The organism is Bradyrhizobium sp. 63_E2_N1_3 (genome assembly GCF_052076005.1).
In the GTDB taxonomy this organism is placed as follows: Bacteria; Pseudomonadota; Alphaproteobacteria; order Rhizobiales; family Xanthobacteraceae; genus Bradyrhizobium; species Bradyrhizobium barranii.
On record NZ_CP197235.1, the window covers coordinates 2,917,200 to 2,933,025 of the forward strand.

Annotated in this window: 16 protein-coding genes; 11 read left to right on the forward strand and 5 right to left on the reverse strand. The window is 64.4% G+C overall.

The genetic code is table 11. The features are described from left to right. The first annotated feature begins 1 nt into the window (after nucleotide 1). From AB7531_RS13535 to AB7531_RS13550, 4 genes are all read left to right on the forward strand, one after another. Nucleotides 2-1,105, forward strand: a complete 1,104-nt coding sequence (locus AB7531_RS13535; protein WP_063982098.1) for an ABC-type transport auxiliary lipoprotein family protein — start codon at nucleotides 2-4, stop codon at nucleotides 1,103-1,105. Between the two features lie 127 nt (nucleotides 1,106-1,232). Beyond that, nucleotides 1,233-1,946, forward strand: a complete 714-nt coding sequence (locus AB7531_RS13540) for a helix-turn-helix domain-containing protein (RefSeq protein WP_063982099.1) — start codon at nucleotides 1,233-1,235, stop codon at nucleotides 1,944-1,946. An 81-nt stretch (nucleotides 1,947-2,027) separates the two neighbouring features. Beyond that, nucleotides 2,028-2,153 (forward strand): hypothetical protein, encoded by a 126-nt coding sequence (locus AB7531_RS13545; protein WP_256376474.1) that lies wholly within the window; start codon nucleotides 2,028-2,030, stop codon nucleotides 2,151-2,153. Nucleotides 2,154-2,435: 282 nt separating this feature from the next. Then, the gene (locus AB7531_RS13550; RefSeq protein ID WP_063982100.1) at nucleotides 2,436-3,164 is read left to right on the forward strand and encodes a Crp/Fnr family transcriptional regulator; all 729 of its coding nucleotides are present in this window, start codon (nucleotides 2,436-2,438) and stop codon (nucleotides 3,162-3,164) included. 4 nt (nucleotides 3,165-3,168) lie between these two features. On the opposite strand, the gene AB7531_RS13555 is transcribed toward AB7531_RS13550, so the two are convergent. Beyond that, nucleotides 3,169-3,945 carry a cyclase family protein gene (locus AB7531_RS13555; RefSeq protein ID WP_063982101.1) on the reverse strand — a complete coding sequence of 259 codons (777 nt, stop codon included), beginning with the start codon at nucleotides 3,943-3,945 and terminating at the stop codon, nucleotides 3,169-3,171. 429 nt (nucleotides 3,946-4,374) lie between these two features. On the opposite strand from AB7531_RS13555, the gene AB7531_RS13560 reads away from it, so the two are divergent. The 5 genes from AB7531_RS13560 (at nucleotide 4,375) to AB7531_RS13580 (ending at nucleotide 8,264) form a co-directional block, all read left to right on the forward strand. Beyond that, entirely contained in the window at nucleotides 4,375-4,533 is a 159-nt protein-coding gene (locus tag AB7531_RS13560) for a hypothetical protein (protein WP_187387998.1), read from the forward strand. A 21-nt stretch (nucleotides 4,534-4,554) separates the two neighbouring features. Next, nucleotides 4,555-5,526, forward strand: a complete 972-nt coding sequence (locus tag AB7531_RS13565; RefSeq protein ID WP_436855489.1) for a TRAP transporter substrate-binding protein — start codon at nucleotides 4,555-4,557, stop codon at nucleotides 5,524-5,526. Between the two features lie 75 nt (nucleotides 5,527-5,601). After that, nucleotides 5,602-6,150, forward strand: coding sequence for a TRAP transporter small permease (locus AB7531_RS13570; protein ID WP_014493779.1), 549 nt, complete (start codon nucleotides 5,602-5,604; stop codon nucleotides 6,148-6,150). Further along, nucleotides 6,141-7,433 carry a TRAP transporter large permease gene (locus tag AB7531_RS13575; protein WP_014493780.1) on the forward strand — a complete coding sequence of 431 codons (1,293 nt, stop codon included), beginning with the start codon at nucleotides 6,141-6,143 and terminating at the stop codon, nucleotides 7,431-7,433. Before AB7531_RS13570 ends, AB7531_RS13575 begins: the two co-directional genes overlap by 10 nt. A gap of 24 nt (nucleotides 7,434-7,457) precedes the next feature. Then, complete coding sequence (locus tag AB7531_RS13580) at nucleotides 7,458-8,264, forward strand: SDR family NAD(P)-dependent oxidoreductase (RefSeq protein WP_063982104.1); 807 nt, start codon at nucleotides 7,458-7,460, stop codon at nucleotides 8,262-8,264. Nucleotides 8,265-8,279: 15 nt separating this feature from the next. On the opposite strand, the gene AB7531_RS13585 is transcribed toward AB7531_RS13580, so the two are convergent. The 4 genes from AB7531_RS13585 to AB7531_RS13600 are packed head-to-tail and all read right to left on the reverse strand — an operon-like array spanning nucleotide 8,280 to nucleotide 12,561. Beyond that, entirely contained in the window at nucleotides 8,280-8,978 is a 699-nt protein-coding gene (locus AB7531_RS13585) for a molybdate ABC transporter substrate-binding protein (protein WP_063982105.1), read from the reverse strand. Continuing rightward, complete coding sequence (locus AB7531_RS13590; protein ID WP_063982106.1) at nucleotides 8,975-11,101, reverse strand: xanthine dehydrogenase family protein molybdopterin-binding subunit; 2,127 nt, start codon at nucleotides 11,099-11,101, stop codon at nucleotides 8,975-8,977. Before AB7531_RS13590 ends, AB7531_RS13585 begins: the two co-directional genes overlap by 4 nt. Nucleotides 11,102-11,103: 2 nt before the next feature. Then, complete coding sequence (locus AB7531_RS13595) at nucleotides 11,104-11,574, reverse strand: (2Fe-2S)-binding protein (RefSeq protein WP_063982107.1); 471 nt, start codon at nucleotides 11,572-11,574, stop codon at nucleotides 11,104-11,106. Nucleotides 11,575-11,589: 15 nt separating this feature from the next. Continuing rightward, on the reverse strand, nucleotides 11,590-12,561 hold the full coding sequence (locus tag AB7531_RS13600) for a Bug family tripartite tricarboxylate transporter substrate binding protein (protein WP_354134232.1): 972 nt from the start codon (nucleotides 12,559-12,561) through the stop codon (nucleotides 11,590-11,592). A 237-nt stretch (nucleotides 12,562-12,798) separates the two neighbouring features. Between AB7531_RS13600 and AB7531_RS13605 the strand changes: the two genes are divergently transcribed. Together AB7531_RS13605 and AB7531_RS13610 are read left to right on the forward strand one after the other, a co-directional pair. After that, nucleotides 12,799-14,889 carry a molybdopterin oxidoreductase family protein gene (locus tag AB7531_RS13605; RefSeq protein ID WP_063982108.1) on the forward strand — a complete coding sequence of 697 codons (2,091 nt, stop codon included), beginning with the start codon at nucleotides 12,799-12,801 and terminating at the stop codon, nucleotides 14,887-14,889. Between the two features lie 129 nt (nucleotides 14,890-15,018). Continuing rightward, entirely contained in the window at nucleotides 15,019-15,801 is a 783-nt protein-coding gene (locus AB7531_RS13610) for an enoyl-CoA hydratase/isomerase family protein (RefSeq protein WP_063982109.1), read from the forward strand. Nucleotides 15,802-15,826 lie beyond the last annotated feature (25 nt).

The following is a 15,826-nucleotide window of genomic DNA, read 5'->3' on the forward strand; positions in this document are numbered from 1 at the left end:
CATGGAAACCCGCGCTCCCTACGTGCTGATCGGCAGCTTCGTGCTGGCCGCTATCCTCGCGGTGTTCGGCTTCGTCTATTGGCTGAACAACACGGGCGGCATCGGGCCGCGCGCGAACTATCATGTGCAATTCCAGGGTCCGGTGCCGGGCCTGCTGGTCGGTGCCGGCGTGCTGTTCAACGGCATCCGCGTCGGCGAGGTGACGCAGCTCGGCCTCGCGCCGGATAATCCGCGCTTTGTCAATGCGACGATCTCGGTTGTCTCGACGACACCCGTGCGTACCGACACCAAGGTCGGGCTCGATTTCCAGGGGCTGACCGGTGTGCCGGTGGTGACGCTGGAGGGCGGCATGATTGTTGCCAAGGCCGGCGAGCCCGTGACCCTGATCGCCGAGGCCGGTGCAGGCCAGAGCATGACGCAGGCTGCGCGCGATGCGCTGCGACGGGTCGACACCGTGCTGGAGGACAATTCCGGTCCGCTGAAGGACACCATCGCGAACCTCAAGACATTCTCCGACGGGCTCGCGCGCAACACCGGCAAAATCGACGGTATTCTGGCAGGCCTCGAAAAGATGACCGGCGGCGGGACGCCGGCGCAGAAGATCACCTACGACCTGCGCACGCCGCAGAATCTTGGGCCGGCCGGCAAGACGCTTTCGGCGTCACTGGCGATTCCCGAGCCGACCGCGGTCGCGATGCTCCAGACCCAGCGGATGTTGTTTGCACCCAGCGGGGATAATCCGGGCTTTGCGGAATTCCTCTGGGCCGACAGCATTCCAAAACTGGTGCAGGCGCGGCTGATCGACAGTTTTGAGAATTACGACATCGCTCACGCGCCGTTGCGCACGAGCGATCTCGGCCAGGCGGACTACCAGCTCCTGATCGACATCAGGCGCTTCCGGATCGCCACGGAAGGCGAGGCTCGGGTCGAGATCGGACTGTCGGCACGCATCGTCGACAAGAACGGCAAAGTGGTGGCGTCGCGCCTCGTCGAGACCAGCGAGACGCTTGACAAGGTCGAGCCGGCCGCAGCGGTCGCGGCGTTCGACACAGCTTTCGCCCGCATTGCAAAGGAGCTGATCGGCTGGACGGTGCAGGCGGTCTAGCAACAGCACAAGACGGCCATGCCTGCCAAAATTGATCTGGGTCAATCGGCTTTGGCGCGGTGCAGTAAAATGCAGCCCGCGCGGTGGGCTCGGCCTGATGCGGGGCAGCCGGTGCTTGGAGCGGTAGATGAAGGCTTCCGTGGTGACGATTGAGCCGAACGGGCATTTCTGTCGCGATTGTGCGGTCCGCGACTTCGCGGTGTGCTCGTCGCTGGACCCGGCCGAGCTCAGGGAATTCGAGCATCTGGGGCGCCGCGTCCTCTTTGACGGGGGCGAGACCGTCTTCTCCGAGGAGGACAGCACGACCTCGTTCTACAATCTCCTCGACGGCGTCATGCGGCTCTACAAGCTATTGCCCGACGGTCGGCGGCAGATCGTGGGATTCGCGTTACCAGGCGATTTCCTGGGGATGAATATTTCCGGCCGTCACAATTTTTCGGCCGATGCGATCGGTGGCGTCACCGTGTGCCAGTTCGCGAAGGCGCCCTTCGGCCGCTTCGTCGAGAGCCGGCCGCATCTCCTCAGGCGGATCAACGAGCTGGCGATTCGCGAGTTGAGCCAGGCGCGCGACCACATGGTCCTGCTCGGCCGCCGATCGGCGGACGAGAAAGTCGCGACGTTTCTGCTCGCCTGGCGCGAGCGGCTATTCTTGCTGAAGGGCGCGTCGGACACGGTTCAGCTGCCGATGAGTCGTCAGGACATCGCCGACTACCTCGGCCTGACCATCGAAACCGTCAGTCGCACCTTCACCAAGCTGGAACGACATGGGGTGATCGAGATCGTTCAAGGCGGCATCAGCTTACTCGATCCGGCGAAGGTCGAGGCCTTGGCTGCGGCCTGATCCGGATCGCCAATTTTGATCCCAATCAATGACGGCGGTCGTGCGCCGCCAATAATGCCCAAAATAACAGGGGAGGGCATCATGCCGACTGACGCACTGCTGGTGACGATCGCTGTCGTGGTCGTTTTTGTCACATTCGCCGGGGCTTTGGCATGGGCAGACCGGCAAACCAGCGCAGGTCGGCCCGATTCGGAGGCCAAGCACTGACGGTCCTGAGATCACAATCGCGTTTTACCATGCTTGCCGCGGAGGCTTCCACGGCCGGCTCGCGGCCGTTCGGCAGCGCCTCAACGCAATGGCGCGCGAGATAGCTGCAACTCTGCATCGACCGGGACACATTGGCTCATCCCCCGGATGCCGCCTTGGCGCCCGACCGTGGCATTTTCGCCGTATTTGGCTCAAACCATGCACATGCTTTCCGGTTGAAAAGCCTGCTAACGTTGACTACGCAGGAACTCCAGTGCCTCGCAGTCTTAGGAGCCCAGCGGCGTGCCTCAGGACAAGACCGGCGACCCCCGACAAGCGGCGGGCAACAAATTATCGGTCCTGCGCAAGCACCCGATCTTTGCGGATCTGGAGCCAGAGGCGCTCGATCAGCTCTGCCGCTACGCCAAGCACACGACGGTGAAGCGTGGTGCGACGATCGCCGCCAAGGGCGATCCCGGCAACAACCTGTTCGCGGTGATCACGGGAACAGTGAAGATTTCCTCTTCGTCGCCGGATGGGAGGAACGCTATTCTCAATCTGATCGGTCCTGGAGAAATCTTTGGCGAGATCGCGGTCCTCGATGGCGCGCCGCGCTCGGCCGACGCGACCGCCAACACCAATTGCGAGCTCTACATCATCGACCGCCGCGACTTCCTGCCATTCGTGAAGAGCCAGCCGGCGCTGGCGATGAAATTCATCGAGCTGCTTTGCGCGCGCCTGCGCTGGACCAGCCAGCAGGTCGAGCAGGTGATCCTGCAAGATCTGCCGGGCCGGCTTGCGAGCGCGCTGCTCGGTCTCACCGAAGAGCGCAAGTTCGATTCCGGCAGCGGCACGCTCGCCATCACGCAGCAGGAGATCAGCGAGATGGTGGGGATGACGCGCGAGAGCATCAACAAGCAATTGCGCGCCTGGGCCGGCCGCAACTGGGTTCGTCTCGAGCACGGTGCCATCGTCGTGCTGGATACCGATGCGCTGCGCGACCTCGCCGAGAGCGGCCTCGACGGCGAGTGAGGCCTCAGACCTGATTGTCGACGATGGCGACCGCTCGGGTCCACCCTGCGGACGCTCGCTCGATCTTTACCGGGAAGCATGAGACCGTGAATCCGGTCGACGGCAGCTTGTCGAGATTGTGCAGCTTCTCGAGATGGCAATAGCCGATGTGTCGTCCCGCCTTGTGACCTTCCCAGATCAGGCCGGCATCTTTTGTTTCGGCATATTTCTTCGCGGTATAGACGAACGGCGCGTCCCAGCTCCAGCCGTCGGTGCCGGTCAGCCGCACGCCGCGTTCGAGCAGGTACATGGTGGCCTCATAGCCCATGCCGCAGCCGGAGTTGACGTAATCGGCCTGGCCGAATTTGGCGCCGGCGCTGGTGTTGACGACCACGATCTCCAGCGGCGACAGCGTGTGCCCGATCCGTTTCAGCTCCTTCTCGACGTCGTCGGCAGTCACCACGTACCCATCGGGCAGGAAGTCGAGCTTCACGCCGGGCTGCAGGCACCATTCGAGCGGCACCTCGTCGATCGTCCATGACCGCTCGCCGCGATTCATGGTCGGGTGGAAGTGCCAGGGCGCGTCGAGATGCGTGCCGTTGTGGGTGGACAGCGAGACCTGCTCGACCGCCCAGCCCTGGCCATCCGGCAAATCCTCCGCCTTGAGGCCGTCGAAGAACTGCAGCATGCGGGGCAGGCCCTGCTGGTGATCAATATACTGGATCGTCGGGTGATTGCCCGGCGGATCGGCCGTCACGTCGTTTCTGAGCGGCACGGAAATATCGATCAGCTTCCGCGGCATGGGAATTTCCTCGCGATGTTCAGTTTCGGCGCATCTTGGGCGGGCTCTCCCTGTGGCGTCAAGTAACGCCCCGGTGCAGGCGATTTCGGAAAAACGGGGGCATTCGCCGATCGCGCCCTCGAAGTGATGCATGACCGATCGATGCAACTCCAGCATTGATCGATGCCGCATTTGGCTTGGACTCAGAATGCCGCCCGCCCTAGGGACGACGTTGGCGACATCGCGCTGATCAGCGCGCATCGCACAAGGATGGGGCGACCGTCACGTCTGCACCTCCAAGCCGCAACCAATAGCGGTCGATTCTAAAACCAGAGGAACGTCCATGGATATGACGAGCATCGTCACCTCGCGTCCGGCATTGGCCGACGGCGAGGCGGGATTAAAGGGAAGCCGGCACCTGCCGCGCAAGTCCCCGCCGGAGAGGGCGCGATGAAGCTCGCACCTTTCCTCGCCGTGATCATCCACCAGTCAAATCCGCTCGACTCCGCCGCGCAATCCGACCAAGGTGGTGCGTTTGTAACGCTTGACTTTACACCTGAAGTGGAGCGACCCAAGGCGGCCTGCAGAATCGGCCCAACAACGACATAATCAACTCAGGAGGAAGCCCAGATGAAGACACTTACCGGCATCATCGCAGCCGCCGTACTGGCGGTCTCAGCGCCGCTGGCGACCGCACGCGATTTCCGCTCGGCCGACATCCACCCCACCGATTATCCCACCGTCGAGGCCGTCAGGTTCATGGGCAAGCAGCTCGCGACGGCGAGCGGCGGCAAGCTCGGCGTGAAGGTGTTTCCCAATGGAGCCCTGGGCTCCGAGAAAGACACCATCGAGCAGCTGAAGATCGGCGCCCTCGACATGATGCGGATCAACGCATCGCCGTTGAACAACTTCGTGCCTGAAACCATCGCGTTGTGCCTGCCCTTCGTCTTCCGCGACACCCAGCACATGCGCACCGTCCTTGACGGACCGATCGGCGACGAGATCCTCGCAGCCATGGAGCCCGCTGGCCTGGTCGGGCTTGCCTATTACGACAGCGGCGCCCGCTCCATCTACACCGTCAAGGCGCCGGTCAAGTCGCTCGCCGACCTCAAGGGCCTGAAGATCCGCGTCCAGCAGTCCGACCTCTGGGTCGGCATGATCCAGAGCCTTGGCGCCAATCCGACGCCGATGCCGTATGGCGAAGTCTACACAGCCCTCAAGACGGGCCTCGTGGACGCAGCCGAGAACAACTGGCCCTCTTACGAGTCCTCGCGCCACTTCGAGGCCGCCAAGTTCTACAACGTCACCGAGCACTCGCTCGCGCCCGAAGTTCTCGTGATGTCCAAGAAGGTCTGGGACACGCTGAGCAAGGAGGATCAGGCGATGATCCGCAAGGCGGCCAAGGAATCGGTGCCCGTCATGCGCAAGCTCTGGGACGAGCGTGAGCAGGCCTCGCGCAAGACCGTCGAGGCCGCCGGCGTCCAGGTCGTCACGATCGCCAACAAGGCGGAATTCGTCGAAGCGATGAAGCCGGTGTACGACAAGTTTGCCGGTGACGAAAAGCTGAAGGGCCTCGTCAAGCGGATCCAGGACACGAAGTAAGACCACAGCGTCGGGTCCGGCGTCGCCGCGAGGCGGCACCGGACCCTCGCGAAGGGGACGCGTAAGGAGACGCCGATGACAGACCCACATGTCGCAAGCCACGAGCAGGAGGTAACCGGCCGACCGTCGACCGGCTTGCTGTCGCGGATCAATGCCGTCGTTGCTCGCCTCGGCATGTATCTGTCCGTGACCGGCCTGCTCGTCATCGTCACCATCGTGTTCTACCAGGTGTTCGGACGTTACGTGCTCAATTCCAGCCCGACCTGGACGGAGAACCTTGCGCTGGTCCTGATCCTGTATGTCACGCTGATCGGCGCCGCCGTCGGCGTTCGCGACGCCGGACATATCGGCATGGACAGTTTGCTGGTGATGCTTCCGGATCATCTGCGAGAGAAGATCGAGCTCGTGATCCACGTTCTGGTGGCCGTGTTCGGCATTGCGATGGCCTACAACGGCTGGATCCTCGGAGCGTCGGTCGGGACCGTGAAGATCCCCAATCTCGGGCTCCCCGAGGTCATCCGCTACGTCCCGCTGATCGCCTCCGGCGTCCTGATCGTCTCCTTTTCAATCGAGCACATCATTGCTCTCCTGCGCGGCGAAGAGGTCGTCCCCTCATGGAACTGATCATCCTCGGCGCAACCTTCTTCGGCTTCCTGATCCTCGGCGTACCCGTCGCCTTCGCGATCGGCCTCTCGGCGATTTGCACCATCCTCTACGAAGGCCTGCCGGTCGCCGTCATCTTTCAGCAGATGATGTCGGGGATGAACATCTTCTCCTTCCTCGCCATCCCGTTCTTCGTCTTCAGCGGTGAGCTGATGCTGCATGGCGGGGTAGCCGACAAGATCGTGCAGCTCGCCAAGAATCTCGTCGGACACATCCGCGGCGGGCTCGGCATGTCGAACGTGGTCGCCTGCACGCTGTTCGGCGGCGTCTCCGGCTCGCCCGTGGCCGACGTGTCGGCGATGGGCGCGGTGATGATCCCGATGATGAAGAAGGAAGGGTTCGATACCGACTACGCCGTTAACGTCACCACCCATGCCTCTCTGGTGGGCGCGCTCATGCCGACCAGCCATAACATGATCATCTATGCGCTCGCCGCGGGCGGCAAGGTCTCGATCGGCGCGCTGATCGCGGCCGGCCTCCTGCCGGCGCTCGTGCTGATGGTGTGCATGCTGGTTGCCGCCTATGCGGTCGCGGTGAAGCGCGGCTATCCGGCCGGCAAGTTCCCGGGCTGGGCCGAGGTTTTCCGCTCGTTCGCGGCCGCGCTGCCCGGCCTGCTGATCGTCGGCATCATCCTGGCGGGCATCCTGTCCGGCGTCTTCACCGCAACTGAATCCGCAGCCGTCGCGGTCACCTACACGATCCTGCTGACGTTCTTCATCTACCGCACCATGACGTTGCCGAACTTCCTGCGGGCTGCCGCCAAGGCCGTGAAGACGACGGGCGTGGTGCTACTGCTGATCGGCGTCTCCACCATGTTCCAGTACCTGATGGGACTCTACGAGGTGGCCGACTTCGCCGGCGACTTGATGAGCAAGGTGTCCTCGCAACCCTGGGTCATCTTCCTGCTCATCAACGTCATCCTGTTCGTGCTCGGCACGTTCATGGACATGGCGGCGACCATCCTGATCTGCACCCCGATCTTCCTGCCGATCGCGATGAAGGCGGGCATGGACCCCGTGCAGTTCGGCATGCTGATGCTGATCAACTGCGCGCTGGGGCTGAACACCCCGCCGGTCGGAACGACGCAGTTCGTCGGCTGCGCCATCGGCGGCATCTCGGTGGGGGCGGTGATGCGCACCATCCTGCCGTTCTATGCCGCCCTGATCGCAGCTCTGATGTTCGTGACCTACGTCCCCGCGTTCTCGCTGTGGCTGCCCCGCCTGCTGATGGGCTACAAGGGATAGCAGCAACGCAGGGAGAATCCGTTCGTGACTGACTATCGCAAGCTCTTCGATCTCACCGGCAAGACCGCCGTGGTGCTCGGCGCCGCCTCGGGCATCGGCAAATCGTCGGCCGAGGCGCTGGCCGGGCTCGGCGCCCGCGTCGTTTGCGCAGATCGTGCGCTTGACGCCGCCGAGGCGACGGCAGCCGGAATTCGCGATAAGGGCGGCTGGGCGGAAGCAGCTAGCTGCGACGCCGCGAGCGCTGCGGACGTCAATGCGCTCGCCAAGATCGTGATGCAGAAATTCTCGCGGCTCGACATCGCCGTGACGACGCCCGGGCTCAACATCCGCAAGACCATCCTCGACTACACCGAGGAGGATCTCGACCGCGTCCTCAACCTCAACGTCAAGGGCACCGTCTGGTTCTTCCAGGCCTTCGGCCGCATCATGGTCGAGCAGAAGGGCGGCAGCATCATCGCCTGCTCCTCGGTGCGCGCGGTGACCATCGAGCCGGGCCTTGGCGTCTACGGCTCGACCAAGGCGGCCATTGGCCTCCTGGTGAAGGGTTTTGCTTCGGAGGTCGGCCACGCTGGCGTCCGCGTCAACGCGATCGCGCCAAGCATTGCGGAGACCGCACTGACCGGCCCGTTCAAGCAGCGGCCCGACATCTACAATCTCTACGCCGGCCACACCGTGTTCAACCGCTGGAGCAGCGCCGACGAGGTCGCGACCGCCGTGGCCTACCTCGCTTCGGATGCCGCGAGCTATGTCAGCGGCAGCACGCTGTTCGTCGACGGCGGCTGGACCGCGGTCGACGGGCCGCCGACCGGTCTCACCCAGTTGCACAAATAAGGCGGCCGTCGGCACCTAGCCGGTAAAGCCCATGCTCCGGCGCAGCTCCTTCCGGTCTGCGCCGGTCAGCAGTGCGATCAGCGCGGCCGCCTCCTTCGGGTGTGCGGCCCGCGCCGTGACGCCGGCCGTGTACATCGTCACCAGTTCGCAGCCCGGCGGCAGCGACCCTGATAGCGCGATGCCGTCGGTCGCGATGATCTCGGTCGCCTGCGTGCATCCGATTGGCCGTGCGGCGGTGGACGACGCAAGCTCCCGCATCGCGGTCGCTCCGTTCGGAAAGATCTTGAGACGCGATGCGACCTCATAGGCGATGCCGAGCTGATCCAGCACTTTTGCGACATGCTGTCCCGCGGTCGAGTCTTTGGTGTCTGGAACGTAGATGGCATCCGCGGATCGCAGCACCTCGCGGAGATCGGCCTCAGTCTTCACCGTGACTTTCTGATCGCGGTTACGGACCGCCAGTGCGGTCTCGACCCGGCCGATATCTGCGATCGAGGAGGGGACGACGAGCTTCTCCGCGGCGAGCTTCGCAAGGATGGCCTGCGTCAGGATCACGAGATCGGCCGGCGTTCCCGCGCGCAGCTTGTCGGCCATGCGACCGACCGCACCGAACTCGCCGTCGATACTGAGGCCGGTCTTCACCTTGAAAGGCTCGCTGAGGCCGCGCACCAGCCCTTGCGCCGCGCCGCCGCTCAAAATGTTCACTGTCGTCACGATGCAAGCTCCATGGCTGCGATGATCCTGTCGCGCGTGATCGGCAGGTCGCGTACGCGCACGCCGAGGCAATCGTAGACCGCATTAGCGATCGCTGCCGTCACGGGGCCGTGCGCGGCCTCACCGGCGCCGACCGGCTCGATCTCCGGCCGCTGGATGATTTCGACATCCACCGCCGGCACCTCGCTGAAGGTCAGGATCGGATAGTCCGTCCAGGATGTCGACGTGATGTGCGTGCGATCGAAGCGCACGCGCTCCCTCAGCACCCAGCTCGTGGCCTGGATCGCACCGCCCTCGATCTGGTTGATGACGCCGTCCGGATTGATGGCCTCGCCGACGTCGACCGCAAGTGTCAACCGCCGGACGCGAATGTCGTCGGTGCCTTCGATCTCGGCGATCGCGGCGCAATAGGCGCCCGTGTTCTTGTAGCGAGCGAAGCCGACGCCGTGGCCGATGCCAGACTGTTTTTGCGGTTTCCACTGCGCGCGCCGTGCCGCGGCGCGAATGACGTCGCTGGCGCGCTCGTCGCGGAGATGACGCAGGCGGAACGCGATCGGGTCCTCGCCGCGCAGGACCGCGATCTCGTCGAGTATGGATTCGATCGCGAACACATTGCCTTGCCCGCCCAGGGTCCGCAGCGCCGACGTGCGCACCGGCATCGTCAGCAGCCGGTGGCTCGTGATGGTCCAGGCCGGAAGGTCGTAGAGTGGAACGGAGTTGCGGTCGCCGCCCCCGCCATTGGCGGCCGGTGGATTCGTCGAGATCATGCGCGGGTAGGGGTTCGCGATCTCGGTCGCCGCAAGCAGCGCCGGCTGTGCCGCGCGTCCCGGCCGGGCGGCGTGACCGTTGCTCCAGATCGCATGGCGCCAGCCGACGATCTCGCTGTTCGCATCGAGGTCGGCCTCAATCTCGATGGCCATCGCTGCGCCAAACGGCGCATGAGACATCTCGTCATGGCGCGACCACTGCACCCGCACCGGGCGGCCGCCGGCGGCTTTCGCCAGCAACACGGCATCGAGCGCGACGTCGTCGGCCGCATTGTGCCCGTAGCAGCCGGCCCCCTCCATATGCTCGACGACGATGTTCTCGGCCGGCAGCTCGAGCACGATCGCAAGATCGGCGCGCAGCAGATAGACGCCCTGGCTGTGTGTCCAGACATGGACACGCTCGCCGTCCCATTGCGCCATGGCGCAGGACGGCGCGATCGAGGCGTGTGCGATGTAGGGACGGGTGTATTGCCGGCGGAGGGTGCGCGCAGCTTTCTTCGTCATTGACGCTGCTCTGGTGTCGATGACGGTGGTTTCGACCGGCTGGCTCTTCAGAAAGCTCGCGAGATCGTCTTCGTCGGGCAACGGCTCGCCGGCCGACCAGGTTGCGCCCTTGCGCAAGGCTTTCAGTGCGGCTTCCGCCGAAGCCTCGCTATCGGCAACCACGCCGGCAAAGCCGCCGTCGCGGACGATCGCGACGAGGCCGGGAACGACGCGCGCCGCCGTCTCGTCGAGCGCGATCAGCCTGGCACCCGAGATGTCAGGCCGCAGCACGCGGCCGTGCACCAGGTCCGGCAATGCACAATCGTGAATGAAGCGCGGTCGGGCAAACACCTTGTCGGGAATGTCGACCCGCTGGACCGAATGTCCGGCGACATCGCGTGTGGCAGCGGGCTTCGCGACGGCGCCCGCGGTGGCGTCGCGGTCGAGCGAGACGTCGCCAGCCAGCTCCCAATAGCTGGTCCTGACGTTGCCGGGACCCGAGATCGTGCCGTCATCGACATCGAGCAGCGCCGCATCGACGCCGAGACGCTCCGATGCGGCTGCGAGGAAGCGCTGGCGCACCTCGGCGCAGACGTGTCGCAGCGCGCGGCCGGACTGCTGGACCGAAAGACTGCCCGAGGTGACACCCTCGTTCGGGCTGGCCGCCGTCGAGGCGCGGATCGGCTCGATCCTGCCGATATCGACGTCGAGCTCGTCTGCGGCGATCTGCGCCAGCGCCGTGACGATGCCCTGGCCGATCTCGACCTTGCCGGGCGAGATTGCGACACCGCCTTCGCCGCTAAACCGCACCCAGGACGACAGCTTTGGATTGGCCGCGAGGCTAACCGGCAGTTTCGGGACGGGGGAGGGCATACTCATGACGTCGCCGTCTCCGCTGCCGCGCGCAGCACGGCGCGGACCATGCGATTGTGCGATCCGCAGCGGCACAGATTGCGATCGAGCGCGGCTCTGACCTCGGTCTCCGTCGGCGAGGGATTGCGCTTCAGCAGCGCTGCCGCGCTGATGAGGATTCCCGATACGCAGTAACCGCATTGCATCGCCTGCTCGGAGACGAAGGCGCGTTGCAGCGGATGCGGCTGCTCGGCCGTGCCGAGGCCCTCCACCGTGACGACGTCCTTGTCCGCCACCGACCACATCGGCATGTCGCAGGAGGCCATCGCGCGGTCGCCCACCATGACGTGACAGGCCCCGCACTCACCGGCCCCGCAGCCGAAATGCGGACCGGTGACGCCGAGCCGGCCGCGCAGCACATCGAGCAGCGTCTGGTCGGGATCGGCATCCACGGCTATGGCCGCGCCGTTGAGCTGAAATTGAATGGTCGGCATGATCGCTCTACGGCCTCAGGACTTGTCGAACTTCTTGACGACATCGGCCCATTTCTCGATATCGCCGCGAAGGAATTTTTCGAATTCCTCCGGCGTCATGGACATGGGTACGGCACCCTGCTCGGTCCAGAGCTTTACGATGTCCGGTCGCTTCACCATTGCGTTCACGGCGGCATTGAGCTTGTCGATGATAGGCTTCGGCGTGCCGGCCGGGGCCATTAGGCCAAGCCAGATCGTCGCCTCATAGCCTGCTACGCCGGCTTCGCCAGCGGTCGGCACGTTCGGCAGCACGGCCGAGCGCTCCTTGCCGGTGGTCGCGAGCGCGCGGACCTGGTTCTCGCCAATATTCGGCGCCATCGCCGGCACGGCGTCGATCATCATCTGCACCTGTCCACCGATCACGCCGCTGCGCGCCTCGCCGCTGTTGCGGTAGGGCACGTGGACCACATCGATGCCGGCCATCGCTTTGAACAGCTCGCCGGCCATGTGATAGGGTGTGCCCTGGCCGGAGGAGGCGTAGTTCAGCTTGCCCGGCTGCGATTTGGCGAGCGCGATGAACTCCTGCAGCGTCTTCGCCGGAACCTGCGGGTTCACCACGATGACGAGGTCGGAGTAGTTCACCGGCGCGATCGGCGCGAGGTCGCGCATCAACTCGTATTTGCGCTTGTCCGGCGTCAATAGGGATTCATTCGCGGTCTGGGTGTTGGACATCATCAGCAGCGTGTAGCCGTCGGCCGGCGACTTCGCCGCTTCGACCGTGCCGATGACGCCGCCCGCGCCGGTGCGGTTCTCGACCACGAAGGGCTGGCCAAAGCTCTCCTGGAGCACGTTGCCGATCAGCCGGGCCGCGACGTCCGCGGGCCCGCCGGCGCCAAAGGGCACCACGATCCGGACGGCGTGGGTCGGGTAATCCTGTGCCAATGAGGGGGATGCCGAGAGTGCGGCGAACAGGCTTACGGCCAGCGCCAGCATAAAACGTCGGGCCATTATGCCCACCTCCCTGATGTCGTTCTTGTTGGCTGGCACTGTAGCGGCAGGGAACGTGGACTGTCGACGCCTCACAAAGCTGGTCGAACAGGGAATATCGGGCGGTTTTCGGTGTGATCCCGCAGCATTTCGCAGGCGCGGCAGGAACCGCGGGCGCGCGCGATTTGAGCAAATCGCATGGGCATTGCCGGATAAATGCCCTCGGCTGGCAGGTCATTTGGTGTTACGAATTTGGACATGAACCAGCACGCCAAGATCGAAATCCGCCATTCGACCTGTCCGCATGACTGCCCCTCGGCCTGCGCGCTCGATATCGAGGTGGTCGAAGGCCGCAGCATTGGCCGCGTCCGAGGTTCGAAAAAGCAGACCTACACGGCTGGCGTCGTCTGCGCCAAGGTCGCCCGTTACGCCGAGCGCATCCATCACCCCGAGCGGCTGATGTATCCGATGCGCCGCACCGGGCCGAAGGGCTCCGGGCAGTTCGCGCGGATCTCGTGGGACGAGGCGCTGGACGAGATCGCGGATCGCTTCAACAAGGCCGAGCGCGAGTATGGCGCGGAATCGATCTGGCCTTATTACTACGCCGGCACGATGGGGCTGGTGATGCGCGACGGCCTCAATCGCCTCACGCATGTGAAGAAATATTCGCGCTTCTATCAGACCATCTGCGCCAATGTCGGGCGCATCGGGTTCGCGATCGGCACCGGCAAGATTGCCGGCGTCGATCCGCGCGAGATGGCGCTCTCCGATCTCGTCGTGATCTGGGGCACCAACCCGGTCAACACGCAGGTCAACGTGATGACGCATGCTGCGCGTGCGCGGAAGGAGCGCGGCGCCAAGATTGCCGCCGTCGACATCTACGACAACGAGACCATGAAGCAGGCTGACATCAAGATCATCCTGCGGCCCGGCACCGATGGCGCCTTCGCGTGCGGCGTGATGCATGTCCTGTTCCGCGATGGCTACGCCGACCGCGCCTATATGGACAAGTACACGGATTGCCCCGATGAGCTCGAGGCGCATCTGAAGACGCGCACGCCGGAGTGGGCGTCCACGATCTGCGGCGTGCCGGTATCGGAGATCGAGGCCTTTGCGAAACTGGTCGGCGAGACCAAGCGGACCTTCTTCCGGCTCGGTTACGGCTTTACCCGCTCGCGTAACGGCGCCGCGCAAATGCATGCGGCGCTCTGCGTTCCCGCGGTGACCGGCGCCTGGCAATATGAAGGCGGTGGCGCCTTCTTCAACAATTACGCGCTGTGGCACTTCAATGAATCCCTCATCGAGGGCCACGACGCGATCGATAAGACCACGCGGGCGCTCGATCAGTCGCAGGTCGGCCGCATCCTCACCGGCGATGCTGAAGCCTTGCTCGGCAAGGGGCCGATCAAGGCGATGCTGATCCAGAACACCAATCCGATGACGGTGGCACCGGAGCAGGCGCTGGTGCGTCAGGGGTTTGCGCGCGAGGATCTGTTCGTGGCGGTGCACGAGCAGTTCATGACCGAGACGGCCGAGATGGCCGACATCGTGCTGCCGGCGACCATGTTCATGGAGCATGACGATCTCTATTACGGCGGTGGCCACCAGCACATCTCGGTCGGGCCGAAGCTGATCGACCCGCCCGGCGAATGCCGCTCCAACCATCAGGTCATGCAGGCGCTGGCGCCGCGGCTTGGCGCGAAGCATCCGGGCTTCGAGATGACGCCGCGCGAATTGATCGACGCGACGCTGAAGCTCAGCAACCACGGCGACATCGCTGGTCTCGAAGCCGACATCTGGCGCGACCTGCAACCGGACTTCCGGACCTCGCATTATCTCGACGGCTTTGCCCATGCCGACAAGAAATTCCATTTCAAGGCCGATTGGGCGCATCCGCCGTTCGGCCAGACGATGGGCGATTTCGACAAGATGCCGTCGCTGCCGGACCATTGGGCGGTGATCGAGCATACCGATCAAGCCCATCCGTTCCGGCTCGCCACCAGTCCCTCGCGCAGCTTCCTCAACACCACCTTCAACGAGACGCCGTCCTCGCAGGCGCGCGAAGGCAGAGCGAGCGTGATGATCCATCCGCTGGATGCGGCCGCGCTCGACATCGCCGACGGCGACGCCGTGACGCTCGGCAACACCCGCGGCGAAACCACGCTGCTCGCAACGCTGTTCGACGGCGTGCGGCGCGGCGTGCTGATCGCGGAATCCGTTCACCCGAACAAGAATCATATCGGCGGCCGCGGCATCAACGTGCTGACTGGAGCCGATACGATCGCGCCGATCGGGGGAGCTGCATTCCACGACAACAAGGTCTGGATCAGGAAAACGGTCTCGGCCTGAGCGCACGCTTCGCTCGCCCGCCGATTTGTGTCGAGGCGCTAAAGCGGCACCTCGCCACAGATTGCCCTTGCACCTGCCGCCCGAGCTGCCGCAAATGGCTGCAAACGGGAGCAAGGAAGCGAGCGTACCATGACCGACACCACAGCAATCATCACCGAAAAGCGTGGGCAGGCGTTCTGGATCACCATCAACCGGCCGGAAAAACGCAACGCGCTGAACGGCGAGGTCATCGCCGGCATCACCAAAGGCTATCGCGACGCGCATGACGACAAGGACGTCCGCGTCATCGTTCTGACGGGGGCAGGCGACAAGGCGTTCTGCGCCGGCGCCGACTTGCAGAGTTCCGGCGCGGCGTTCGCGATGGATCATTCCAAGCCGAACGTCGACTATGCCGATCTGCTGCGGTTGTCGCAGAATGCGACGAAGCCGGCGATTGCGCGAGTCGGCGGCGTCTGCATGGCCGGCGGCATGGGCCTGTTGTGCATGACTGACATGGCGATTGCGGCCGATCACGTCATCTTCGGTCTGCCGGAGGTCAAGGTCGGCGTATTCCCGATGCAGGTGCTGAGCCTGTTGCAGAGCATCGCGCCGCCGCGACTCGTCAACGAATGGGCGCTCACCGGCGAGCCGTTCGACGCGAAAGCCGCGCAAGCTGCGGGCCTGCTCAACTACGTTGTGCCCACCGGCGAACTCGATGCCAAGGTCGACTGGCTGATCGGCCGCATCGTCGACAAATCCCCCACCGCGATCCGTCGCGGCAAATATGCCATGCGCGCCATCGCCTCGATGTCGTTCGACGAGAGCATCGCCTACACGGAGAGCCAGATCGCATTGCTCGCGATGACCGAGGACGCGAAGGAAGGCCTGAAGGCCTTCGGCGAGAAGAGGAAGCCGGTCTGGACGGGAAAATAGGCGATCATTTCATTTACATTCGTTA

Coding starts and splice junctions, on each gene's coding strand:
- AB7531_RS13535 (WP_063982098.1), top strand. CDS start 2: ATGGAAACCCGCGCTCCCTACGTGCTGATCGGCAGCTTCGTGCTGGCC.
- AB7531_RS13540 (WP_063982099.1), top strand. CDS start 1,233: ATGAAGGCTTCCGTGGTGACGATTGAGCCGAACGGGCATTTCTGTCGC.
- AB7531_RS13545 (WP_256376474.1), top strand. CDS start 2,028: ATGCCGACTGACGCACTGCTGGTGACGATCGCTGTCGTGGTCGTTTTT.
- AB7531_RS13555 (WP_063982101.1), bottom strand. CDS start 3,945: ATGCCGCGGAAGCTGATCGATATTTCCGTGCCGCTCAGAAACGACGTG.
- AB7531_RS13560 (WP_187387998.1), top strand. CDS start 4,375: ATGAAGCTCGCACCTTTCCTCGCCGTGATCATCCACCAGTCAAATCCG.
- AB7531_RS13565 (WP_436855489.1), top strand. CDS start 4,555: ATGAAGACACTTACCGGCATCATCGCAGCCGCCGTACTGGCGGTCTCA.
- AB7531_RS13570 (WP_014493779.1), top strand. CDS start 5,602: ATGACAGACCCACATGTCGCAAGCCACGAGCAGGAGGTAACCGGCCGA.
- AB7531_RS13575 (WP_014493780.1), top strand. CDS start 6,141: ATGGAACTGATCATCCTCGGCGCAACCTTCTTCGGCTTCCTGATCCTC.
- AB7531_RS13590 (WP_063982106.1), bottom strand. CDS start 11,101: ATGCCCTCCCCCGTCCCGAAACTGCCGGTTAGCCTCGCGGCCAATCCA.
- AB7531_RS13595 (WP_063982107.1), bottom strand. CDS start 11,574: ATGCCGACCATTCAATTTCAGCTCAACGGCGCGGCCATAGCCGTGGAT.
- AB7531_RS13600 (WP_354134232.1), bottom strand. CDS start 12,561: ATGGCCCGACGTTTTATGCTGGCGCTGGCCGTAAGCCTGTTCGCCGCA.
- AB7531_RS13605 (WP_063982108.1), top strand. CDS start 12,799: ATGAACCAGCACGCCAAGATCGAAATCCGCCATTCGACCTGTCCGCAT.
- AB7531_RS13610 (WP_063982109.1), top strand. CDS start 15,019: ATGACCGACACCACAGCAATCATCACCGAAAAGCGTGGGCAGGCGTTC.